At 37.2% G+C, this 24,562-nt stretch carries 19 protein-coding genes; 6 read left to right on the forward strand and 13 right to left on the reverse strand.

Going from position 1 to position 24,562, the window contains the following annotated elements; translation table 11 throughout:
- Positions 1-408 precede the first annotated feature (408 nt).
- The gene (locus AAGF08_RS01710) at positions 409-2,187 is read right to left on the reverse strand and encodes a chloride channel protein (RefSeq protein ID WP_343509173.1); all 1,779 of its coding nucleotides are present in this window, start codon (positions 2,185-2,187) and stop codon (positions 409-411) included.
- Positions 2,188-2,257: 70 nt separating this feature from the next.
- Complete coding sequence (locus AAGF08_RS01715) at positions 2,258-3,181, reverse strand: M28 family peptidase (protein ID WP_343509174.1); 924 nt, start codon at positions 3,179-3,181, stop codon at positions 2,258-2,260.
- A gap of 70 nt (positions 3,182-3,251) precedes the next feature.
- Between AAGF08_RS01715 and AAGF08_RS01720 the strand changes: the two genes are divergently transcribed.
- A complete protein-coding gene (locus AAGF08_RS01720; protein WP_343509175.1) occupies positions 3,252-4,235 on the forward strand; it encodes an NTPase in 984 nt (327 codons plus the stop codon).
- 195 nt (positions 4,236-4,430) lie between these two features.
- Here the strand turns inward: AAGF08_RS01720 and yjjX are convergent, their stop codons facing one another.
- The gene (yjjX, locus tag AAGF08_RS01725; protein WP_343509176.1) at positions 4,431-4,997 is read right to left on the reverse strand and encodes an inosine/xanthosine triphosphatase; all 567 of its coding nucleotides are present in this window, start codon (positions 4,995-4,997) and stop codon (positions 4,431-4,433) included.
- A 26-nt stretch (positions 4,998-5,023) separates the two neighbouring features.
- Complete coding sequence (locus AAGF08_RS01730) at positions 5,024-5,731, reverse strand: YebC/PmpR family DNA-binding transcriptional regulator (protein WP_343509177.1); 708 nt, start codon at positions 5,729-5,731, stop codon at positions 5,024-5,026.
- 145 nt (positions 5,732-5,876) lie between these two features.
- Here AAGF08_RS01730 and AAGF08_RS01735 point away from each other — a divergent pair, with 145 nt between their 5' ends.
- Together AAGF08_RS01735 and AAGF08_RS01740 are read left to right on the forward strand one after the other, a co-directional pair.
- Positions 5,877-7,208 (forward strand): NAD(P)/FAD-dependent oxidoreductase, encoded by a 1,332-nt coding sequence (locus tag AAGF08_RS01735; RefSeq protein WP_343509178.1) that lies wholly within the window; start codon positions 5,877-5,879, stop codon positions 7,206-7,208.
- 89 nt (positions 7,209-7,297) lie between these two features.
- Positions 7,298-7,708 carry a DUF4890 domain-containing protein gene (locus AAGF08_RS01740; protein WP_343509179.1) on the forward strand — a complete coding sequence of 137 codons (411 nt, stop codon included), beginning with the start codon at positions 7,298-7,300 and terminating at the stop codon, positions 7,706-7,708.
- Between the two features lie 92 nt (positions 7,709-7,800).
- Here AAGF08_RS01740 and AAGF08_RS01745 read toward each other — a convergent pair whose 3' ends face one another.
- The 5 genes from AAGF08_RS01745 to mutY form a co-directional block, all read right to left on the reverse strand.
- A complete protein-coding gene (locus tag AAGF08_RS01745; RefSeq protein WP_343509181.1) occupies positions 7,801-9,279 on the reverse strand; it encodes a glutamate synthase subunit beta in 1,479 nt (492 codons plus the stop codon).
- Position 9,280: 1 nt separating this feature from the next.
- Positions 9,281-13,771 carry a glutamate synthase large subunit gene (gltB, locus tag AAGF08_RS01750; RefSeq protein WP_343509182.1) on the reverse strand — a complete coding sequence of 1,497 codons (4,491 nt, stop codon included), beginning with the start codon at positions 13,769-13,771 and terminating at the stop codon, positions 9,281-9,283.
- 396 nt (positions 13,772-14,167) lie between these two features.
- A complete protein-coding gene (gldE, locus tag AAGF08_RS01755; RefSeq protein ID WP_343509183.1) occupies positions 14,168-15,517 on the reverse strand; it encodes a gliding motility-associated protein GldE in 1,350 nt (449 codons plus the stop codon).
- 68 nt (positions 15,518-15,585) lie between these two features.
- A complete protein-coding gene (locus AAGF08_RS01760) occupies positions 15,586-16,041 on the reverse strand; it encodes a single-stranded DNA-binding protein (protein WP_343509184.1) in 456 nt (151 codons plus the stop codon).
- A 43-nt stretch (positions 16,042-16,084) separates the two neighbouring features.
- Complete coding sequence (mutY, locus tag AAGF08_RS01765; protein WP_343509185.1) at positions 16,085-17,152, reverse strand: A/G-specific adenine glycosylase; 1,068 nt, start codon at positions 17,150-17,152, stop codon at positions 16,085-16,087.
- A gap of 145 nt (positions 17,153-17,297) precedes the next feature.
- Between mutY and AAGF08_RS01770 the strand changes: the two genes are divergently transcribed.
- From AAGF08_RS01770 to AAGF08_RS01780, 3 genes are all read left to right on the forward strand, one after another.
- The gene (locus AAGF08_RS01770; RefSeq protein WP_074225800.1) at positions 17,298-17,606 is read left to right on the forward strand and encodes an HU family DNA-binding protein; all 309 of its coding nucleotides are present in this window, start codon (positions 17,298-17,300) and stop codon (positions 17,604-17,606) included.
- A 19-nt stretch (positions 17,607-17,625) separates the two neighbouring features.
- On the forward strand, positions 17,626-18,453 hold the full coding sequence (locus tag AAGF08_RS01775; RefSeq protein ID WP_343509187.1) for a tetratricopeptide repeat protein: 828 nt from the start codon (positions 17,626-17,628) through the stop codon (positions 18,451-18,453).
- Between the two features lie 182 nt (positions 18,454-18,635).
- Complete coding sequence (locus tag AAGF08_RS01780; RefSeq protein ID WP_343509188.1) at positions 18,636-20,207, forward strand: Rne/Rng family ribonuclease; 1,572 nt, start codon at positions 18,636-18,638, stop codon at positions 20,205-20,207.
- 87 nt (positions 20,208-20,294) lie between these two features.
- Here AAGF08_RS01780 and AAGF08_RS01785 read toward each other — a convergent pair whose 3' ends face one another.
- The 4 genes from AAGF08_RS01785 to AAGF08_RS01800 are packed head-to-tail and all read right to left on the reverse strand — an operon-like array spanning position 20,295 to position 24,513.
- Positions 20,295-21,416: a DUF4221 family protein gene (locus AAGF08_RS01785; RefSeq protein WP_343509190.1), complete on the reverse strand. Its 1,122-nt coding sequence runs from the start codon at positions 21,414-21,416 to the stop codon at positions 20,295-20,297.
- A 40-nt stretch (positions 21,417-21,456) separates the two neighbouring features.
- Entirely contained in the window at positions 21,457-22,680 is a 1,224-nt protein-coding gene (locus tag AAGF08_RS01790; RefSeq protein WP_343509191.1) for a hypothetical protein, read from the reverse strand.
- Positions 22,681-22,690: 10 nt separating this feature from the next.
- The gene (locus AAGF08_RS01795; RefSeq protein ID WP_343509192.1) at positions 22,691-23,443 is read right to left on the reverse strand and encodes a LytTR family DNA-binding domain-containing protein; all 753 of its coding nucleotides are present in this window, start codon (positions 23,441-23,443) and stop codon (positions 22,691-22,693) included.
- Entirely contained in the window at positions 23,440-24,513 is a 1,074-nt protein-coding gene (locus AAGF08_RS01800; protein WP_343509193.1) for a histidine kinase, read from the reverse strand. Before AAGF08_RS01800 ends, AAGF08_RS01795 begins: the two co-directional genes overlap by 4 nt.
- Between the last annotated feature and the right edge of the window lie 49 nt (positions 24,514-24,562).

A 24,562-nucleotide genomic window follows, 5' to 3' on the forward strand; every position in this document is an offset into this window, starting at 1 on the left:
TTTATCCTTTATTTTCATTGAGTAATATTTCTGTTAGTAAGAATGAATAAAGGGTTTTATAATTCCTTTAGAAAAAAATATCACACAGAATTTTATTCTATTTATAGATTATTTTAAGTCAAAATTTTAGCTTTTCCCTTAATAACTAAAACCATTAAGAGATACAAAAAAAGGCCCTCAGTTGGCTCTATTTAATGATTGTTATTTGCAAGAAAATTTTATCCACATTTTCAATTATTTATCCACACTTTTCCACAAACGTTAGTTAACGTATTGATAAACAAGAATATAAGTAGCTTTAAAGAAACCTAATTTTGTGGATAAAAGAAGCTAACTTGAAAAAAGTATGCTCTAAGTACATGGGGAAAAGTGGATAAATTAGGATTCCAAATTTTATTCTAAAGATGTTCAATCTTGCTTTTGTCTAATTAATCTTTTTCGATATGCATTGAAAATTCTTGATTTTGAAACAAACCCTAAATAAATGCCATTTTCGATAACAGGAAGATTCCAGGCACCTGAGGTTTCGAACTTCTCCATAGCTTTTTGCATATTTTCAGTAGCCAATAGAATTTCTGGAGGACTATGCATTAGGTCTCGGATAAAAACAGAATCTTGTTGTGACGGGTCAAACATGATATCCCTTATATCATCAAGCGTAATGATGCCTCTCAATGTTTTTTTCTCGTCCACCACTGGAAAGATGTTCCTCTTTGAAATTTTTACTAGATCCGTTAGATCTTTCAATTTGGCGTCTGGATGAACAGGAAGTAAATCCCGCTCGATTACATGAGTAATGTCTATTAATTCCAATAGCTCCTGATCTTTTGATTCGGGCAAAAACTTTCCTTTATCTTTTAGCTGCATGGAGTAAAGACTGTCTTTTTGATAGTAAGTGGTAGTGGTAAATGCAATGGCAGAAACAAACATCAAAGGAATGAATAACTCATAACCTCCAGTGATTTCCGCGATAAGGAATATAGCAGACAATGGAGCGTGTTGAACCCCGCTCATGACACCACACATAGCCACTAGCGTAAAAGAGGCTAAAGGCAAAGGGATATGGAAACCAAATAAATTTTTTGAATAGGCGAAAACAAATCCCACAATTCCACCTACATATAAGGAAGGTGCAAAAATCCCTCCGCTACCCCCACTACCAATAGTTAAAGCAGAAGCGATTGGTTTTACCAAAATGATAAATATCAAAAAGATGATAATCATGTAAGGGTTTTCAATTACCGAAAAAAAAGGGCTTCGATTTAAAATCTCGGCAGACTTTCCATCGATAAGTTGGTTTAGAGTAGCATAGCCTTCACCATATATTGGAGGGAAAAAGAATACCATAAATCCAAGAAATGCACCGCCATAGAGCATTCTCATAGTTTGACTCTCTAGGCCTTCTAAGGCTATTTCAGTTCTTCTTACAGCTCGACTGAAGTATAGTGATACTATGCCACAAATTATACCTAAAAGCAAGTAATAAGGCATATGGGCGGCTTGGAAGCTTTCTTCAAACTTGAAATTAAAGATTGAGTCCTTTCCAATTAAAATCATGGAAGTGAGAGAACCCATCACAGATGCAATTAACAATGGGATGAAACTTGCAGTGCTTACTTCTAATAATATTACCTCGATGGCAAAAATCACTGCGCCAATGGGTGCTCCAAAAATTGCTGATATTGCAGCTGCCGCACCACATCCAATCAGTAAAGTTCTTTTTTTTGCATTAAGGTGCATTAAGAGCCCTGTATTAGAACCAATAGCCGATCCTGTCACTACCATTGGTGCTTCAAGTCCCACTGATCCTCCAAATCCAACCGTCAAGGCAGAGGTAAATAGGCGGCTATACATTTTGATCCTAGGAATGAGGCTTTGTTTCTTTGAAATAATAAAAAGGACGTCGGGTATACCATGCCCTCCTACATCCTTAAAAATATATTTACCTACGAGATAGGCCGCTGTTATTCCTATCAAAGGGTAAAGTATGTAAAGAAAATTAGCGTATTCGTTGTAAAAATCTTCGGTTAGAAATTCTTGGATAGCATGAACACCACTTTTTAGAATTACAGCTGCTAGCCCTGATAAAATCCCAATAATTCCACTAAGGATAATTATAAACGATTGATTACTCAGGTGTCTGAGGCGCCAGATTAAAAGTTTGGTAATGAAGTCTGTTTTCGCCAAAATTCAGTAGGGTAGTAAATGATGTAGCTTACAAATTACGTATCCTTTTAGGCAATACGAAGGATTAAGCTTATTCTTTCAATAATTCCTCGTCTAAAGTTAGAATACACTTTAGAATTAAATTTACTGCATCAAAATAAAAATCTGGCTGAATGTTCTCAAACTCATCGCTTGGTTTGTGATAATCGGGGTGATCCTCGACCCCAAAATAGATATGAGGAATTCCTTTTTCCAGAAATGCTCCATGGTCAGAAGATTTACTCCAATCGTCACGACCAGTATCCGGTAAATCATGCCCGAAAACCAAAGTCGGTTTCTGACCGGATGCAACTGTTTCAAGAATTGGCTTTAACTCTGGGTTTTGATAGGTTCCAGAAGCATAAAGCTCTCCATTTTCATTTCTCGAAATCATATCCATATTGATGTTTAAAACAATATCTTCCAGTGGAAATGGAAAGTCTTTAAGCAGTGCTCTGGCACCCTGAAGTCCCATTTCCTCGCCATCTAAGGCCACAAAAATAAAACTGTGTTCAGGCCTGTTTTTAGAAAAATATTCCGCTAATGCCAACAGAGCGGCAGTTCCTGATGCATTGTCGTCTGCACCATTATATATGGAGTCTCCTTTCACCGCTCGTCCGATTCCTACATGATCAAAATGTGCGGTTATTACAATCAATTTTCGGGATTTGCTACCTGCAATAAAGCCTTCTACGTTTCCACCTTTATATATCTTATTATCTCTTCTTCCCTCAAAAGAAAAGAGTTGTTGATGATTTCGGTAGTGAGACGTTAAACCTAAATCTGTAAACTGCTCTATTAAGTAATTTCTTGCTCGTAAATTCTCTTCTCCTCCCGTCCTTCTTCCTTTAAAATCGTCAGAAGATAGAAATTCAATATTGTCTAAAAGCGTTTTTTTATCAACTTGTTGGGCCAATGATGCAGACCAAATAAGGATCAAGGATAAATTCAGAATTGATTTCAATAGTTTATGCATCAATGATACTATTTTGCGTTATGTATATTCGTAAAATTACTAAGCAAAAGGACTTCACCTATTCCTTCGAATGAAATATATTTTACCGATAGTATTTGTTTTTGTTTTTAGCCGCATGAGTTTTGGTCAGGGAACTATGCCTGAGACTTTTTTTAATGGGAAATCTGTTGTGATGGTTTCAAGTGATCCAGGAGCAAGGCCCGCAATGTCTTGGCAGGTTTTAGCAGATAGTATCCATTCTGCTATTGTTAAGGCCGGAGGAGATCCTGTAGGCTATTTTGAGTTGGAACAGGTGGCAATTTCAGAAGCTGTACAATCTGATTACGCAAGTGCTTTTTCCGGTCGCTTAGTAAAGAACATCATTTTTGTGACCCGACAAATGAATCTTACATCCATCCATGTAGCCCCATTTACTGGCGATTTTCAAATGATTCCATCCACCAGTTTGTTTGGTATAAGTGGTAATGATTATCGTTCTGCAGCAGATCAATTCTCTGCTATTGGGGAAACCAATAAAACGAAAAATCTTTTAGTGATTGATGTTCCAGAGTTTCCAAGCATAAGCCAGACCGAAAGTTCTGCAAGCCAAAAATTTTTACAAGCAAACCCATTAAATCTAGAAGTCTTCAAACTTGGAATCCCTATTGAGGGATCCGCCGCCGAAACAGGGCTAATGAGTTATTTCAGATATGATATGTATGGCAAGTCTCAAGCAACCATATTGGCTGAACAAGAGGCTCAAAAGTCAGGAATTGAACAAATATTAAAAGAGGAATATCCATTTGATACCGAATGGTTGACTGAGCCAAAGACAGATGAAGAATTAATACGGGACAGAGTTCAATTCTTATTGGTAAAAGTAGAAGCAAGAGAATCCGATATGATGAAAAGTATGGGTGTGGAGGTTCCTTCAGGTGAGGCTATGAATAGAACTGTAGTTAAATATTATATTAAATTGATAGTTCGAAATGAGTTATATATTGGGCCTGAGTGGGATGCAGATCCAGATTGGAGAGTTGCCCTTCGAAATTTTTTGAGGAATCTAAAAAAATAAACCTCCTAAAAGGAGGCTTACCGTTGAGTCAAAATTATGGGTGATTGAAACAACTTTGTTTAAATATTTTCTTCGAATTCTGTGTAGTTACATTAGTTGCTTGAAAAAAGACATTTTAATTTAAATATCCTACTAAAACCAAATTATTTTCTAAATAAAAAGCATTAATGAATATTTTTTAAAATTTATATATCATTAAAAGAGATTTTTATTTAAAAATGGGATAAGAGCTAGGATGATCGCCTGGGAATAGTATGCTTTTCTGTCGACAACTCCATGAGTTAGAATACCAACAGAGCCACCTTTTTGTTTGGAATTTTCTTTTTCAAAAACTAAATCATCAGCTTCACCTAACTCCATTCCATTTTTAACAAGCTTTCTAACTTTTTCAGGAAGATAAAAAGTACCTGTTTTGGATTGGCTAGACATGTTTTTACCATTTTCTATGTAAATCCAAGCAAAAGCAAACATACCATATTCATCTTCTTCTATTCCTCCTTCAATACCTACCCAAAAATCCGCTTCAGGGAAAGTCTTTTTGGCATTCTGAGCTCTGTTTTTAGCACCTTGAAATGTCTCTTCGCTACCGAAAGGCTGATCTGAGACTCCTGAGGAGGCATTAACTCCATTAACTAAAAATGATCTTGAAAAGGCTTCCGAGAAAGCAGTTTCAGTACAATTAATTTTTACAGGGTTCTTACTTCCAACAATGATTAGTTGTTTTTCAGAAGCCTGAAAATTTTCTCTTTTGGGGTATTTCATATGTATAAAAAAACCTAGGCAATTGCCTAGGCCATGTTTGTAAAAACTTGATTGACATCATCATCCTCTTCCATCTTTTCAATCATTTTATTTATAATTTCTTCCTGCTCCTCCGTCAGTTCGGTCAAGGTAGTGGGAAATCTTTGAAAATCAGCACTGATCACTTCTATTCCTCTTTCTTCCAATGCTTTTTGCATGGCTCCAAAGTCAGCAAATTCAGTGTAAACAAATAATTCTCCTTCATTTTCATCAATTTCTGAAAGACCATAATCAATCAATTCCAATTCTAACTCCTCCATATCCAAATCGTCCTGAGCAAAACGGAAGACTGCTTTGTGGTCAAACATAAAGCTAACGGAACCGGAAGTCCCTAAAGAACCTCCTGCTTTAGTAAAATAGGATCGGATATTTGCCACAGTCCGGTTTATATTGTCCGTTGAGGTTTCTACAATTACAGCAATTCCAAAAGGCCCATATCCCTCATATACGACTTCTTCATAATCCTTTTCATCCTTATTTGAAGCCCGCTTAATTGCCGCTTCAATTCTGTCTTTGGGCATCTGAGCGCCCTTAGCATTCTGGATTATAGTTCTTAGTCTGGGATTGGATGCTGGGTCTGGACCTCCAGATTTTACAGCCATTACTATCTCTTTTCCAAGACGAGTAAAGACCTTAGACATTTTATCCCATCGTTTGAATTTTCTTTCTTTTCTGAATTCAAATGCTCTTCCCATAGATATACTTTGTTTGGAGGGTAAAAATAACAAATCTTTTTATCTATGGGCTAAACAAAAGAAAGGCAAAAGAGAAAATGGAAAAAGACACTTAAATCATGTCTTATATATATCTAAATCCGTAGGATTAGTAAAGTCTTAGCCCATGTTACTACCAGCACAAAAACCCATTCCCAATATCCCAGAATCCAATCTTCCAAAAGTCGTAATTGTAGGAGGAGGATTTGGTGGATTAAAGCTCGCTCGTAAACTAATCAAAGGCCCATATCAAGTAATTTTACTTGATAAGAATAATTATCATCAGTTTCAGCCCCTTTTCTACCAAGTTGCTACTGCGGGGTTGGAGCCGAGTGCTATTTCTTTTCCCTTAAGGAAAATCTTTCATAACACTCCAAATACCATTTTTAGAATGGCTGAGGTCCATTCATTTGATTCCAAAAGAAAAAGACTTTTTTCGGACATTGGGTATATAGACTATGACTACTTGGTTTTAGCAATGGGTGCAGATACCAATTACTTTGGAAACAAATCCATAGAATATAATTCAGTACCGATGAAAACCGTTTCTGAGGCACTTTATATCCGAAATAAGATTATCTCGAACTATGAAAGAGCGATAAATATCGAGAAACAAGAAGACAGAAAGTCTCTGATGAATGTTGTGATAGTAGGTGGAGGACCCACTGGCGTGGAGCTTGCAGGAGCTATGGCAGAGCTGAGAAACAATGTTTTTCCAAAAGATTATCCAGAGCTGAATTTTAGTAATATGAAAGTCGTACTCATTGAAGCTGGACCAAATCTCCTTGCTGCTATGTCAAAGGATTCTCAGAACCATTCTCTAAAATATCTACAAGGATTGGGAGTAGACGTCATGCTCAATACGAAAGTTCATGATTATAATGGGGAAGAAGTAAAATTGGAAGGAAAAGACCCCATAAGTACTCAAACCTTATTGTGGGCTGCAGGAATTAAACCAAATTTTATAGAAGGTCTGAGTAATGAACATTTTGCTCCAAATGGAAGAATCTATGTAGATGAATTTAATAAGGTTATCGGTGAAGACGGGATTTTTGTACTTGGTGATGTTGCTTTGTTGAAAGAAGAAAATTATCCAAAAGGACATCCTCAGGTCGCTCAGGTCGCTTTGCAACAAGCAGATAACTTGGGAAAAAATCTTCTCAACCAAGTTCAGGGCAAGGAGATGAATCCCTTCCACTATAAAGATTTAGGTTCTATGGCAACTGTGGGCAGAAAGCTTGCTGTAGTGGATTTGCCTTTTATTAAATTCCAGGGATTGTTAGCTTGGCTTACTTGGCTTTTTGTGCATTTGATGGCAATATTAGGTGTAAAAAATAAGATGTTCATCTTCATGGATTGGGCTTGGAATTACCTGAGCTTCGATCCAAGCTTGAGGCTACTGATCAAGCCAAAATATGTAAGGGCAAGCGAGCGAAAAGAGTTAATTGAGGAAAAATAGAATTTAAGGTTTGTTAACAAGGAAAGTAAGAAGTGAATTAAACTTCCAGAGTTCGGCAAGGTCTAAAAGACAAACAAACCATAAAGAAGATGAAGAAATTAACTATTGCAATGCTTTTGGTTTTCCTAGCTGGAATCACGGCGTTCGCTCAAGAAACAAGAAAAAAAGAAAGGCCATCTCCTGAAGAGAGGGCTCAAAAGCAAACTGAAATGATGGCAAAACAACTTGAGCTATCAGAGACTCAGAAAGCTGAGATTTTAGCAATCAATTTAGAGAATGCTAAAAAAAGGGAGGCAGAAATGGAGGCTAGAAAATCTGAAATGGACTCTAGAAGGGAGCAAATGAAAGAGCAAGATGAAGCCATTAAAAAAGTATTAACTGAGGAGCAAAGAGCCAAATGGGTAGAGTTAAAAGAAGCTAAGAGAGATAGAAGAGAAGGAAGGCCTAGAGGGGAAATAAGAGAAAGAAGTGAAATTCCTCATAGAAAAGGAGGTAATTAAAATAGGAAAGCCATCTGCCGAAGCGGATGGCTTTCTTTTTCGCAGGGTTGTCAACTAAACAGGGATTCTATTGGTAAAATGAGTATTTAAACTCAATCAATACCTGCGATTTCTTCCTCTACCTGAAAGAATGATTCATCTTTCTGTGGTAGAGATGAACTTCCCATTAGGAATTCATCTACTTTAACAGCAGCTTCTCTACCTTCTGAAATAGCCCATACAACAAGAGATTGACCTCTTCGCATATCCCCGGCAAGGAAAACCTTGGAATTTGTGCTCTGATAATTTTTTGATTTGGGAAGCGTATTTTCCATTGCCTCAACTCCAAATGCCTCTAAAAGTCCATCTTTTGTTGGGCCGGAAAAACCGATAGCAATAAATGCCAAATCGCATGGAGCGACTCTTTCTGTCCCCTCAATTTCCTCAAAAGTCATTCTACCTCCATTTTCTTTCCATTCAATGTCTACTAGTTTTAATCCCGTGACCTCTCCTTCTTCATTTCCCAAAAACTCTTTGGTAAGAATTGAGAACATTCTTTCTGACCCTTCTTCATGAGAACTGGAGGTTTTTAAGGTCATAGGCCATTCTGGCCAAGGATTAAGAGTATTCCTCTGTTTGGGAGGTTTTGGTAGTAATTCCAATTGAGTAATAGATGCAGCCCCATGTCTATTGGAAGTCCCGATACAATCACTACCGGTATCTCCTCCGCCGATTACAAAGACATGTTTGTCTTTTGCTGAGATAGGATTCTCTTCCAATTCTCCATTGATAACCCTATTTTGATTTCCTAGGAATTCCATCGCAAAATGCACTCCTTTTAGACTGTCACCATTGATTCGCAGAGATCTTGGCTGTCCTGCACCAGTGCAAATAACAACAGCATCAAAATTTCTAAGGATATTTTCAGCTTTAATATTAAAGCCAACTTCAGTTGAACAAGTGAATATTACTCCTTCCTTTTTCATCAGATCGATTCTTCTATCAATCACCCATTTTTCTAATTTGAAATCAGGGATTCCATATCGAAGTAAGCCACCTGGTTTATTGTCTTTTTCGAAAACAGTTACTTCATGACCAGCTTGATTTAATTGATCTGCTGCAGCCAATCCTGCAGGGCCGGAACCAATAATAGCTACCTGTTTACCGGTCCTTTTTTCAGGAGGACTTGGCTTGATCAGATCTAGTTCATACGCTTTCTCGGCAATATTTTTTTCAATCAATTCGATTGTAACCGGATCTTTATTGATCCCTAAAACACAGCTTGCCTCACATGGAGCCGGGCATATTCTGCCTGTAAACTCTGGGAAGTTATTTGTGCTTTTTAGAATATTTATAGCCTGTTCCCACTCTTCATTGTAAACTGCTTCATTAAACTCTGGTATTACATTTCCCAAGGGACATCCGTTATGACAAAACGGAACCCCACAGTCCATGCACCTCGCTGCCTGATGATTTAATTGTTCAGCAGAAAATGGCTGATATATTTCTTTATAGTCGCCAACCCTTTCTTTAGGGTCTCTTGTTTTCGGCGTTTCTCTCTTGAATTGTAAAAAACCTTCTATCGCTCCCATCTTACACCAATAATTTAGATTGTTCTGAAGCTCTTTTTTGCAAAACAGCTTTGTAATCTCTCGGGATTACTTTAATAAATTTTTCTTTAGAATTTTCCCAGTCATCCAGGAATTCAATGCCTAATTCACTTTCGGTTAATTTGACATGTCGCTTGAGATATGATTTTATAGTTGCAAAATCTTCTTCTTCTAAAACATCAATATCGACAAGCTCGGGATTAATTTCTGTGATATAATCTTTTAGAATGTATGCGATTCCACCACTCATCCCAGCGGCGAAGTTTCTTCCGATCTCGCCTAAGTTAACCACCAAGCCGCCTGTCATATATTCACATCCGTGATCACCAATCCCTTCTATGACAGCTTTGACACCAGAATTTCTTACACAAAATCTTTCGCCACCTTTCCCGTTAATATAAGCTTCCCCTGAGGTTGCACCATAAAATGCGACATTTCCAATAATGATATTTTCTTCTGGTTTAAATTTTGAATTTCGGCTTGGGTAAATTATTAATTTCCCTCCTGAAAGACCCTTTCCAAAATAATCATTTGCTTCACCCTCTAGTTCGAAATCCACCCCTTTTGTAAGGAAGGCTCCAAAGGTTTGACCTGCTGATCCAGTGAATTTAAATTGAATGGTATCTTCTGGTAAGCCAACACTTCCAAATATTTTGGAAATCTCATTAGAAAGCATCGCTCCTACCGATCGATCTGTATTCTTGATTTGAAAGTTTCCTGTAGACGTAACAGCCTGTTCCAATGACGGGTGAGCCGCTTTAATCAACTGTCTATCTAAAACCCGCTTCAGTTCAAAATCCTGATCAATCTGCTTATGAATTCCTACATGATCCGGTACTTCTACTCGATGGAAAATCGGAGTAAGATCAACTTTATCCCATTTCCAGTGATTCAAATGACCAGTTGATTGTAGAATATGGCTTTGTCCGACCATTTCGTCAATTGTTCTGAAGCCAAGTGATGCCATTATTTCCCGTAAATCCTGTACCAAGAAATTAAAATAGTTGACCACATGATCAGGATCTCCGGTAAATAGTTTTCTTAATTCTTCATTTTGAGTGGCTATACCAACAGGACAAGTATTAAGGTGACATTTTCTCATCATAATACAGCCTTCCACTACGAGCGCTGCAGTGGAGATCCCCCACTCCTCAGCCCCAAGTAAAGTGGCAATTGCTAAATCACGACCTGTTCTTAATTGGCCATCAGTTTGAAGTGTAACCCTACTCCTAAGGTTGTTTTTTACTAATGTTTGATGAGCCTCGGATAATCCAAGTTCCCAAGGTAAACCCGCATGTCGAATCGAGCTTAATGGAGATGCACCTGTTCCTCCGTCGGCACCGGAAATCAAGATAACATCAGCCATTGCTTTTGCAACACCTGCCGCAACAGTTCCAACTCCAGCTTGAGAAACCAGTTTTACATTTATCCTTGCTTTTCTATTGGCATTTTTTAAATCGTATATCAATTGGGCAAGGTCCTCAATAGAATAGATATCATGATGTGGAGGTGGAGAAATTAGTCCTACTCCTGGAGTAGAATGCCTTACTCTTCCAATCCACTCATCAACCTTATGACCTGGGAGCTGCCCTCCTTCACCCGGTTTAGCACCTTGTGCCATTTTAATTTGAAGCTCAGCGGCATTAGTAAGATAGTTGCTTGTAACGCCAAATCGTCCTGAAGCTACTTGCTTGATAGCAGAGCGTTCCCAATCTCCATTTTCTTTTTTTGCGAAACGGATTTCATCTTCTCCTCCTTCGCCGGAGTTACTCTTACCACCGATTCTATTCATGGCTATTGCCAAAGTAGAATGAGCTTCATGAGAAATAGAACCAAATGACATGGCTCCAGTTGCAAATCTTCGCATGATACTTGAAGCAGGTTCTACTTCGTCAATGGGTACAGTGATTCTTTTTTTGAACTCAAAAAGTCCTCTTAAAGTGAGTGCATCTTTTGATTGTTCATTGATTTTATTTGCAAACTTCTTATAAAGCCCAAAATCATTTAGTCGGGTAGACTTTTGAAGTAAATGAATGGTTTCTGGATTGAAAAGGTGTTTTTCCCCCCTTCTTTTCCACTGATAAACCCCTCCAGCTTCAAGAACGGGGCTTTTGGTTCCATAAGCAGCTCTATGACGGATCAAAACTTCTTCAGCTAGATCGTCAAATGAAATCCCTGAGATTCTCGAGATTGTTCCTTTAAAGCATCTATCAATAACCTCAGGACCTAAACCAAGCGCTTCAAAAATCTGTGCGCTTTGATAGGATTGAAGAGTTGAGATTCCCATTTTAGAAAGTACTTTAAGCAATCCCTTACCAATGGCTTCCTGATAGTTGGAGAATAGTTTTTCCCGATCTTTTACTTTTGGAAGGCGTCCTTTTTCAAACATTTCCAAAAGTGATTCAAGTGCCATGTATGGATTGATCGCAGAAGCTCCATATCCAATTGCTGTAGCAAAATGATGAGTTTCCCTTATATCACCGGACTCTAAAACTAATCCTGCTTTGGTTCGGATATTATTCTTTACTAGGTGATGGTGAACAGCCCCGATTGCCAATAAAGAAGGAATAGGAGCCCAATCTTCCGAGCTGTTTCTATCAGAAATAATAAGAATATTCTTGCTGTCCTTGATAGCCTTTTCCGCTTCCAAACAAAGTTCCTCTATAGCCTCAAGTAATCTTCCTGGTTGATGATCCGTCTTAAAATGAGCATATATTTTTTGACTTCTATAGCCCAAATGCTCCATGTTTTGGATTTTATCCAAATCACTGTTTAATAAGACCGGCTGAGAAATATGAATCTGCCTTGTATGCCTTGGACTTTCTTCCAAAATATTATGCCCTTCCCCTATTCTTGTAAATAAGGACATAACCAAACGTTCCCGAATAGGATCAATAGGAGGATTACTGACCTGAGCAAAAAGTTGTTTGAAATAATTGGAAATATGTTGACTTTCTTTGGAAAGCACTGCCAAAGGGGTATCTGCTCCCATTGAACCTATTGCTTCGTATCCGGTATTCCCCATAGGGGCGAGTACCACTTTCAGTTCTTCGGAAGTATACCCAAATACAGTCTGGCACTTTTTAAGATCCTTGGAGTTATAAGGATGAGTTTGTTGTTCTGGATCAGGGACTAGTCGAAGTTTGATTCTTTGGTCGGCCACCCATTTTTCATAAGGTTGCCTATTACAGATTTCACCTTTTACCTCCTCATCAAAAAGGACTCTTTGTTTTTCTAAATCGGCCCAAAGCATTCTTCCTGGGCTGATTCGACCTTTTTCTTCAATTGTCGCTTCCCTTATGGGTAAAGCGCCTGCTTCAGAGGAAAGTATCAGTCTTTTATCCTTCGTAATGAAATATCTTAGTGGTCTTAAACCATTTCGGTCAAGTGTAGCTCCTACTGATTTTCCATCAGTAAATAACAAAGCAGCTGGACCATCCCAAGGCTCTACCAATGAGGCATGGAATTTATAAAATGCCTTTCTATCTCGGTCCATGACTTCATTATCTTGCCAGGCCTCGGGGACTAGCATCATCATGGCATGTGGCAATGACCTTCCAGTAAGCGTCAGTAATTCGACCATAGCATCTAAATTCGCAGAATCGGAATTTTGACTATTGGTAATTGGAAGTAGTTTTTTCAGTTCTTCATCCGAATAAAACTTCGTTTTCATCAACGTTTCCTTAGACTTCATTTTGGTGACATTACCTCTGATGGTATTGATCTCTCCATTATGAGAAAGGAATCTGAAAGGTTGAGCTAATCTCCAGTTAGGGAAGGTATTCGTAGAAAATCTTGAGTGGACAATGGCAAAAGCGGATTCAATCTTGCTGTTTTGAAGATCTTTATAAAAAGCTAAAACCTGATCTGTCCTTAACTGTCCTTTATATATAAGTGTATTGCTACTTAGACTGGCAAAATAAAATGAGTTATTTACTCCTGGGATCTTCGAATTGATTTCAGAAGTAGCATAGTTTCTCAGTAAATAAAGTTTCCTTTCTAAGTCTATTCCGGTAAGGCCTTTTTTATGTTTAACAAAGAGCTGTTCTATGATAGGCATAACCTCCAAGGCACCAGAGCCTGGAACTGTTTCGTCAACGGGCACTTGCCTATATCCAATCAATTCAAAATCTAACTCGTCAATGATTTGATTAAGAAGTTCCTTGGATTTATGAAATAGCTGTTTGTTTTTCGGGAAGAAAGTCATTCCTACGCCATAATAACCGGCTTCAGGAAGATTAATCTCTGATCTTACTGTAATATCTTTTAAGAACTGATGTGGTACCTGAATCAATACGCCAGCTCCATCTCCTGTCTTTGGATCGGATCCTCTGCCTCCACGATGCTCCATGTTGCTAAGCATGTATAAGGCATCGCTTATCGTTTCATGCGAAGGGACTCCTGTCAAGTCGACAACCGCACCAATACCGCAGGAGTCATGCTCAAACTCCGATCGATATAACCCTTTTTGCATTTTTTTCTAGAATTTAATAGGTTCAAAATTTCCAAAAAATACAGAAAAAATTTCTTTCATTAAAATTTAGGCAATAAACACGCGTTCTAAATGCCTAATTTTTTATGAAAATTGACTTTATTGATTATTTCGCAAAAAAGTTATGGGTTTAATATTATCAACATTTTTTCAATAATATGTTAATTCTAAAGAGATAAGGGTAAAATTAGACCAGTTTTGCAGAAGAATTATGTAGATTTGGCAAAAAATGGTTTTTAAAGAAAATTTTTAAATAAGATTAAATTTTTTTTGCGGAATCTTAAAAATACTTTTTTGCTTAGAATTGATATCTTAAAATCACAGAATAATATTCTGAATATAATAATTAACTAAAAATCAAAGAGTTAACAGTATTTATCAGTCAGTATAAGGACCTGGAAGGTCTTTTTCATTTCCTAAAAGGTGCACTTTTATTTTTTTGATTTTCCTCGCATCAACAGCCAAAATTGTAAACTCAAAATCGTCAAACTTTATTTTTGTACCATTTTTTGGGAGCTTGGAATTCAATTCTAAAAGAAGGCCTCCCAATGATTCATTTTCTCCTTTCACTTCTTCAAATAGTTGTGGATCTAATTCCAGTTTCTTGCAAAAGTCATTTAAAGAAACTTTTCCTTCAAAAATGAAAGTATTGGGATCTAGTTCTTGGAAGAAAACATCATCTGTATCATCAAACTCATCATTAATTTCCCCGATAATTTCTTCTATTAAGTCTTCCAATGTGACTAGGCCAGAGGTGCCCCCATATTCATCTACTACGATAGCCATATGGATTCTCTTCAATTGAAAGTCTTTTAATAAGGAATCGACTTTTTTATTTTCAGGAACAAAGAAGCTTTTTCTTATGAGGTCTTTCCAGGCAAAGTTTTCATCCCTTTCTATAAATGGAAGTAAATCTTTGATATAAAGGATTCCGGAAATATTATCTATAGTCTCCTGATAAACCGGGATTCTAGAATAGCCACTTTTATTTATTTTGTCCATCAATTCATGAAAATCCATTTCCTCATCAATAGCAGTAATATCCATTCGGCTTCGCATTACTTGCTTTACTGTAAGTGTTCCAAAATTCACAATTCCTTTGAGAATGTCTCTTTCTTCCTCTGGTGTGTCTTCAGTCGTCATTTCAAGAGCCTGGTTTAGCTCATTTACTGAAAGCGAATAGCCTCTTTTTTGGATATTTTTCTCAATGATGTTGCTCATAGCCATAAGAAAAAGAGAAATCGGCTTAAGGAAAGTACTGAAAAAACTAATGCTTGGAGCCATGATTAGGCTGAATTGCATACTGGCCTTAGCAGCATAAACTTTGGGCACGATCTCCCCAAAGAATACTATCGCAAAAGTTACCCCAATAGTCTGCACTAGTATGATAATTATTCCTGTTGCATTCATTCCAAAAATCGACCAGGAAACAAAGGTGGTCAAAGTCACAATACCGATGTTGATGAGATTATTGAGAATTAGAATTGTGCTGAGCAGATTTTTTGGCATTTCTACCAATTGAATTACTTTTTTAGCATTGCTGGACTGGTCTAATTGCAGTGAGTCCAAATCATCATTAGAAAGGGAAAAAAATGCTACTTCTGAACCTGAAACGAGGGCTGAGCCAATTAATAATAATACAAAAAGTAAACTATTAAAGACCAGATAACTTACACTTAGTTCACTGATCTGGGCGAGTAGATGAAAACTCGGATAGGGGTCGTCCATGGATAAAACAAAATGTTTGGTACAAAAGTAAAAAAAATCCTCCGAAAAAAACTTTCGGAGGAGTTGAATTAAAATGGAAGATCGTCATCTGAATCATCCATGACCATTTTATCTGGCCCTGACGTCGATGCCGAAGTATTAGGTTTCGGCTGTGGACTGCTGGATTGAGGACTGGAAGGCCCCATTCCTTCGGGTTTGCCTCCAAGCATGGTGAAACTCAAAACTCTAATTCTTATTTTTTTTCTATTCTGTCCTTGTTCATCAGTCCATTTATCAGATTTGATTTTTCCTTCTACATAAATTTGACTTCCTTTTTTGAGATATTGCTCCGCAATTTTTGCTTGTTGTCCCCAAAGCTCAAGATCGTGCCATTCGGTTTGTTCTACTCTATTTCCACTTCTGTCCTTGTATGACTCAGTTGTTGCCAAACTTAAGTTTGCCACGACATTATCTCCCTCAAGATATTTTACTTCTGGATCAGCTCCAAGATTCCCTATTAATATTACTTTGTTTACTCCTGCCATATTTTTTGATGATTATAATTCAAAAAGTGAAAATTGAAGTTAGTCAAATACCCTGATCAGTCAAAAAATTTACAATCAATTTGGGCTTTGCCAGATAGTCTATTTTATCTTCATTGACTAGGATAAAACCCGCTTCATTGCACCATTTCGATAGTTCTTCATATTTTTTGGTTGGAATTTCTACCTCTGAAAAAGTTGCATTAAGCTTTTGATGCGACAGAATATGTCGATATTTTTTCTCAAAGAAATGAGTTTCCTCTCCTTCTAAGGACTCCCAAATCGGGAGTTTTAGGGATTTATCTTTTTCCTTCACGGGAAAGTCAAACAAACCTTCCCAAATATCTCCAGATCCTCTTTTTTTCCAAACCCAATCTTTTCCACATTTGATGATATAATAGTGAAGGTCTCTTTCTGTAATCTTCGTCTTATTGATTTTAACAGGAAGATCCTTTACCATATTATTGTTAAAAGCAAAACAACTTGTTTGCAAAGGGCAGTTTGGGCAATCAGGACTCAAAGGAGTACATTGTCTGGAACCGAAATCCATAATTGCTTGATTGTACTCATCAGGGCAGTCTTTTGGAATAATTTGGTCGGCTAAATCTTCAAACTCCTTTTTAGTCCGGGAACTTGCAATATCTTTTTCAATACCAAAATATCTTGCAAGTACTCTAAATACATTCCCATCTACTACCGCTTTGGCTTGACCAAAAGCAAAACTTGCAATTGCTGACGCAGTATAGCTTCCCACTCCTTTTAGTTTTATGAGTTCCTCATAAGTATCTGGAAATTTTCCACCTAGGTCAGAGCAAACATATTTTGCGCAGGCATGCAAGTTTCTAGCTCTACTGTAATAACCTAAACCTTGCCAAAGGCGTAGTACTTCTTCTTCGGGAGCATCTGCCAGATCATTGATTGTTGGGTAATTGTTAAGAAATTTGTGATAATAAGGCATTCCTTGAGCTACTCGAGTCTGCTGAAGAATGATCTCAGATAGCCAGATTTTGTATGGATTTTTTGTTCCTCTCCATGGTAATTCCCTAGGATTTGAGCGATACCAAAATAAGATTTGATACGAAAATGCCTGTAATTCAGTGTATTTACGGTTCATCGATAATAAATTTCTATTATACAAATCAAGCTAATTTTTGCCATTTTGTTTTTTAATTGCGTAGGTTCTCGTACATTTGCAGTCCCAAAAACACTTGGTTAATAGGTTGTTAAGCTTATTTCATAATTTCTAAATTTAAATTACTGTGACAAAAGCAGAAGTAATCACTAAGATTTCAGACAAAACAGGAATCCAGAAGGATGATGTTACACAGGCTGTAGAGGCCTTCTTTAAGGTAGTAAAAGATTCTATGTCTGAGGGAGAAAACATTTACGTAAGAGGATTTGGTAGCTTCATCAATAAGAAGAGGGCCAAGAAAATTGCTCGTAATATCTCTAAGAATACAGCTATCGTAATTGATGAGCACTACATTCCGGCTTTCAAGCCATCTAAGGTGTTTGTAGAGAAGATCAAGAACAGTAAAAAAATTAAAGAATTGGCTCCTCAGGATTAATCTGAGAAGATAATTTGACATGAAAAAAACTCAGCTCATTCTCATCATAGTGGGAATCATTGCAGTGGTAGGCTTATATGCCTTACCTAGTGTGGTGGTAGATAATGAAGGGGAAGTTGATGCTATTTCTCAGGAAAACGCAGGGGCAGAATCTTCAGAATCTAGTTCAGCTGCTATGCATGAGGCTGAGTTGACACCTGATCAAAAAGCTTTAGTTGCTTCGCTTAGAAGTAAATTGGATGATAGTGATGCGAATGATAATCAGGAAGCTTTACTTGATTCCTTAGGCTCCATTTATCAGGAATTGGGAAGATTTGACAGTGCTGGACTTTATTTTGGTCTAGCAGCAGAGGAAAGCAATAATTTAGCTCTTGCGGAAAAAGCGGGAGATTCATTCTATGAGGCTTATACCTTTGCTCTTGACGCTGATAAAGTCGCTTACACTTCCGAACAGACCCGAAAGTATTTAAATCAGGTGCTGGAAAAAGATCCCACCAGATTGGATTTGAAAACCAAAGTCGCTATGACTTATGTGTCTTCAACGAACCCAATGCAAGGTATTACAATGCTTCGGGAAATTCTCGAACAAGACCCTCAAAATGAGGATGCTTTGTTTAATATGGGTATCTTGGCGATTCAATCAGGTCAGTACAAGCGAGCGGCGGAGCGATTTGAGGAATTGATTAAGCATCATCCTCAAAATCTTCAAGGTCAATTTTATCTTGGAGTAAGTTATTTTGAAGCCAATCAAAAGAACAAAGCGAAAGCTCAGTTTGAGGCAGTTAAGGAAATGACTGGGGATGAAATGATCCTTAGTAGTATTCAAGGCTATCTTGACAGGCTATAAATTATTATATCACTTAAATACTAAAAACTATGCCTTGCGGTAAGAAAAGAAAAAGACATAAGATCGCTACGCACAAGCGTAAAAAGAGACTTAGAAAAAACAGACATAAGAAGAAGTAATACACTTCTTCTTATTCTTGTTTTAATTAAAAACGTTCATTTACATATTTATTAGACACGATTTTGAGTACGGAATTATTAATTGATTCTGCTCAAAGTGGTAGTCGAATTGCACTCCTTCAAGATAAAAGCTTGGTTGAATTGCATTCCGAAGGAATGGATAATCAATTCAAGGTTGGTGATATTTATTTGGGTACGGTACGCAAAATCGTCAATGGGCTCAATGCAGCTTTCATTGATGTGGGTTATGAGAAAGATGCCTTTCTTCATTACCAGGACTTAGGCCCGAATTTCAACAGCCTGATGAAGTTTACCAAAATGGTACGCAACAACAACTATAGCAATTACATGTTGAAGGGTTTTGAAAACGACCCTGAAATAGACAAGATTGGGAAAATTTCCAACATCCTGTCAAAAAATAATCAAGTGTTGGTTCAGGTCGTCAAAGAACCCATCTCCACAAAAGGACCCCGACTATCCTGCGAGCTCTCTCTACCAGGTCGCTATCTCGTTTTGGTTCCCTTTTCAGATTCTGTAAATGTTTCTAAAAAGATAAGAAGCAATGACGAGAGAAAACGTCTATTGAGGCTCATCACTTCTATCAAACCTGCCAACTTTGGTGTGATCATTCGCACCGTGGCAGAAGGTCAATCTGTCACTGAATTAGACAAAGACCTTCGTAATCTTCTCCAAAATTGGGAGGAGGGTATGCAGAAGTTGCTGAAAGCCAAAAGCCGTGACAAGGTAATAGGAGAGATGAGTATGGCTTCCTCACTTGTGAGAGACCTCCTCAATGAATCCTTCGATGCAATCACCGTAGAAGAAGAATCAACTTACGATCAGATCAGATCCTACATCAGGTCTATAGCGCCTGAAAAAGAAAAAATTGTCAAGCTTTACAATGGTAAAGCGAAGCTATTTGAAAATTTTGGAATAGAAAAACAGATCAAAAGCCTGTTTGGACAAACGGTAAGCCTTCCGCAAGGAGGCTATGTAATTATAGAACATACCGAAGCACTTCATGTCATTGATGTGAATAGTGGAAACAAATCCAACCAGGAAAGTGACCAGGAATCAACAGCATTAAAAACCAATCTGGTCGCTGCTAAAGAAATTGCCAGACAGCTACGTCTCCGAGATATGGGAGGCATCATCGTAGTTGACTTCATAGACATGAGAAAGGCCGAAAATAAAAAGGTTATCTATGAAGCAATGAAAGAAGAGCTAAGGCTTGACAGGTCTAAGCATACTATTTTGCCACTGAGCAAATTTGGGCTCATGCAAATCACCCGGCAAAGAGTAAGGCCGGAAGTAAATATTGTCACCAAAGAGACCTGTCCAGCTTGTAATGGAACCGGCAAAATTCAGGCATCTATCCTGATAGCCGATAAGCTAGAAAAAGATCTGGAGCATATTGTAACTATCCAAAATGTGGCTAACATCCACATCGGGCTGCATCCCTACCTGCACGCATACTTTACTACAGGCGTCTTAAGCCGAAGAGTAAAGTGGTTTTTCAAGTATTATAAATGGATTAAACTGATCAAAGATTCTTCTCTACCAGTGACGGAATACAGATTCCAAGATGAATCTGGAGAGGAAATAGAACTTCAAGTAAAAAGCGAGACTGAATAGTCTCGCTTTTTTTTTTGCCTTTATTTTATCGAGAGGTTCAATGAGGTGTCGCAAAAGGAATTTTCCTTTCACCATTAAAAATCAGTTTTAAGGAAAGAGGATTTTTGAAAAATCCAGTCTGACGAAAGCTACTTCATCCTCTGAATGTGGATAGCCAATGTTGAGATAGTAACCTTTTGGAGTGGGGAAGCCCCTTGTTGGAAAAGGGAGAATCACTTCCATGGACTTTTTGAAATCGCTATCCAGAATCACAAGCTTTGTCAGAGGATTTCTTCCCTGACTTCTATTTTCTTCAGTATCAGTTATGACAATCGCTTGCCGTATGTATGTTTGTGATCTTGGGTCATAATCAACCCAGCTATATTTACTGCTTTTTTCATTTGGTAAAAAAGCAGTGAATTCACCTCTTGGCACAGTTTTACCGACTAAAAATTCCATTTTATCACTTACTCCCGCATATACCCACTTCTTCGATTGAGGTGATATTACGAGCAAAGAGTCATCAGCAGGGAATGAGATCAAATGGAAATTATGTTCTTCATCATACCCATTCTGGTAAGCAGCGAAATTTGGATCATCCAAAAAATCCACATACTTACTCGGGTATTTGAATTTGATATAATTGATTGAACTGTCTGCGAGATCAAATTCTAAAAGCCAGTTTTCATACCCAAGTAGTGGTTTTTTTAAAACAAAAGGGACATCTGGAATAATCACCTTACCTTTTGTATTCATTGCTTTCGTACCCACTAAGTTATTGTAATTAATAGCCAATCGCTCTTCAGGCCCATCAGGTAAATCAAATCGCATTAAAACTTTTCCAAATTGATCCGCTCTTATGAGTTCCTGAAAAGACACAAACCAAGAAGTGGAATCGTCAGTGAAATTAACCTGCAAAAAACTCCCTATTCCATTCGGACCTTCTTTGTCATAAATTTGATCACGAATCATTTTACCTTCTGGATAGCTATATATCATAAATCTATCCTGGGCTGAGGTTACTAGGAATTCACCTTCATCATTTATTACATAGTGAAAATTGTAACCCAAATCCTTTGTAATAGTATCTTTTTCCAAGTAAAAGGTGTCCAGAATTATGTCACTTAAATCGAAAACAGGAACTTGATTTTTAGGCTTTTGAGAGCAGGAAAATACTCCAAGGAGAAATGTTGAAAAAACCAATAAATAGAAATACTTCAGGTTAAACATTTTATTTTTTGAAATGTCAGAAAAATAGTTTTTCAGAAATCTATTCCTTTATGAATGAGACTTCATCCCACTTCTTGCGGTGCCGAATAGTGGTTGGGGCATTTGAAAACAATCCATAGTTGACCATGATTTTCTCAATTAAAATATCATAATTACCAGGTGGTAGATGGGATATATTAATAGATGTTTCGTATACTTTTTGATTAGATAGGTTAATTCTGTTCCTCCTCCAGTTTCCCGGGATCAAATTCTCTTCTTTTATAAAGAAACGATAGAGATCCGGTGTATCTTCCAACGGATGCCATCCCAGAGAATCCAGTTCTTTTTTGAAGTTTGAATTTAAATCTTTTAAGAATTTATCGTCACCCTCATATCTGGCGATTCCTAAATGGAGGATATCTCCTTTCACTATTTCAGTTGATAAATATGCTCTAGGGTAACGGGTATTTTCAGTATGAAATTCTACATACGAAAGTTCCTTTGTAGGCCATTTTTGTTCATTTTCCAATAAATCTGTTTCATTGAAAAACAAGGAAAAATCCCTGACGTCTGTAAGAATAAGCGGAATGGATAGAACAAAAATCCCAAGTCCATATATGAAACTGAACCACTTACCCAAATTACTTTGATAGATAGCGACGACAGATGCCATTATCGTTTTTGCAGATTTTCCTTTCCATTTGGTTTTCTTTCTTACTAAAGTCAGGACCAAAAAAATTAAAAGGCTTCCGACAAAAATCAAATAGATAATGAAAAAACTAATATTTAGGTAAAGATAGAAAATGAGTAATAAACCTAAATAGGATGTAAAAATCAAAATTATCATTACAAGAGAGATCGGATAAGCAAAAGTCATACTGCATATGCGCTCCATTGTCAAAACCATTTCAGATGGCTTTTTGTATTCATAATGCTGAGACATTTTGAATAGATTTTCCTTGATTACTCCCTTTGGAAAAGCATAACTAAGCCCTAGCAAACCCGCCCAAATAAATCTTAGTACTAAATGCACTACAAAAAAAATTTTGAAGACACTGATCATTGCACTTAAATAGAGAAGAACAAGCATCGCACCAAGGAAATGAAGTCCATATTCCTGAACTAGAGTAGCGGAAAAAGCATATATCTTTGCGGGAAAAGCAAATAAAAAAGCTAATGTAATACCAGAGATTATCACTTCAGGTTCCCAGCTATTTCGCTGGAGATTTTCTAGCCAGGTTAGCTCCTCTTGTTTACGCTCTGAATCTAAATTCTTTTCTTCCATAGATTAGGTTTTAGCCATCCAACCAACTTTTAAAATCTGAAACCTTTTCTCTGCTGATTAAGATATCTTCGTCTTGACAGTTCTGTAATTTTATTTTTAATCGGCTGTTGGAATAAGTGAAAATATCAGAAATAGATGGATATGAACAAAGGTATTTTCTATTAATTCGGAAAAACTTGCTTGGGTTGACATGAGATTCTACCTGCTCCAGGGTAGAGTCAAGCACATACTTTTTACCTTCTTTGGTCTGAATAAAAGTCACTCTCTCTTCACTAAAAAAGAAGGCGATTTCATCCACGAAAATGCTCTTGATTTTTTCTCCATACTTCACTAGAAATCTGGTTTTATAGGAAGTCTTATTGGGGTTGAGCAAATTTTTTATCAGTTCTAAATCAATATTGGATTTGAGTTGATTGGATCGGAATTTTTCTACTGCCCTATTTAAATCCTCTGGATCAATAGGCTTCAAAAGATAGTCTACAGCATTAACCTGGAATGCCTGAATTGCATATTGATCAAAAGCCGTAGTAAAGATAATCGGTGTGGATAACCTGACTTTTTTAAATATCTCAAAGCTGATTCCATCTGCCAGTTGGATGTCACAAAAAATCAAATCTGGAGAAGGAAATTTTTGAAACCAGTCTATGGCACTTTTGATACTGTCCAAGTTTCCAAAAATCTCAGCATCTGGAAAATGTTCCTTAATTTTCTTCAGAAGCAGATTATATGCTGGTTTCTCATCCTCTATGATTAAAATTCTCATCTGGTATACTCTAAAATTGGAAGTTTGACTAGGAATTCATCTTCGGTTTGGAGGACTTCCATTTCCTTCGTGGAGATCAGCTGATACCTCATTTTTATGTTTTGTAACCCTATGCCTGTGGATGGTTCTGATTGACCGGATTTGGGTTGAAAAGTATTACTGATCCAAAGGTCATCCTCTTTTCTATATATGTGGATAAACAATGGATTTTCTTCGCTTATGATATTGTGCTTTATAGCATTCTCGAGAAGAAGCTGGAGAGAAAGCGGAGGTATCAATCCACTTTGATCTGCTATTTCAATAGAATATTGAAGACTTTCTTCAAATCTAATCTTCTGAAGCTCCAGGTAGTTTTTGGCAAAATTTATCTCCTTTTCCAACTCTATCAATTCTTCTTTTTGAGCTTCTAAAACATAGCGGTAAATCCGGGATAATTTTTGAATAAAAGCGGCAGATTTGTCCGCACTTTCATAGACCAAATTGGAAAGGACATTCAGCGAATTAAATAGAAAGTGTGGGTTAAGCTGATCTTTTAGAGATTGGTATTGGCTGGACAATTTTTCATTTCGGAGGATTTCTGCTTCCAGTGCCGACTTTCTCCATTCCATCAACCAGCTCCTTGTTGTAAAAATAGCCATGATTATTAAAGCAATAATCATAGGCTGAAGTGCATATTCTGCGAGAAGAAGCCAAGGGATGTTTTCTATTTGAATCTTTGCTGTCAGCAAAGTATAAATGAAAACTATTACATAAGAAACTACAAACGCATAACTTAAATAAGTACATCCAGTAAGCAGAAGTCTTTTGACAGGATGATTAACCCAAGAAACCTTGCGATCATAATAATTCTCAACCACATTACCTCCATAGCTCATTGCAATGGTTATTGCAAGGGAATACAAGAAATCAGGAAAAATGTTCCTTATTCCTTGCCAGCTTTGAAAACAGCTTGGACAAAATAATAGCATCAGAGTTGTCGCAATTCCTAGATTTATCAACATAAACCGTGTGAATGTGCGCCATATTCCGGATTGGATTTTAAAAATGGATTCTTGAGAATTGCATTCCATAGAGTGAAAATAAATGAAAATGCTTCAATTGTTACTTTCTTAAATCAAA

The sequence above is a fragment of the Algoriphagus sp. SE2 genome, from assembly GCF_039563885.1.
Classification (GTDB): domain Bacteria; phylum Bacteroidota; class Bacteroidia; order Cytophagales; family Cyclobacteriaceae; genus Algoriphagus.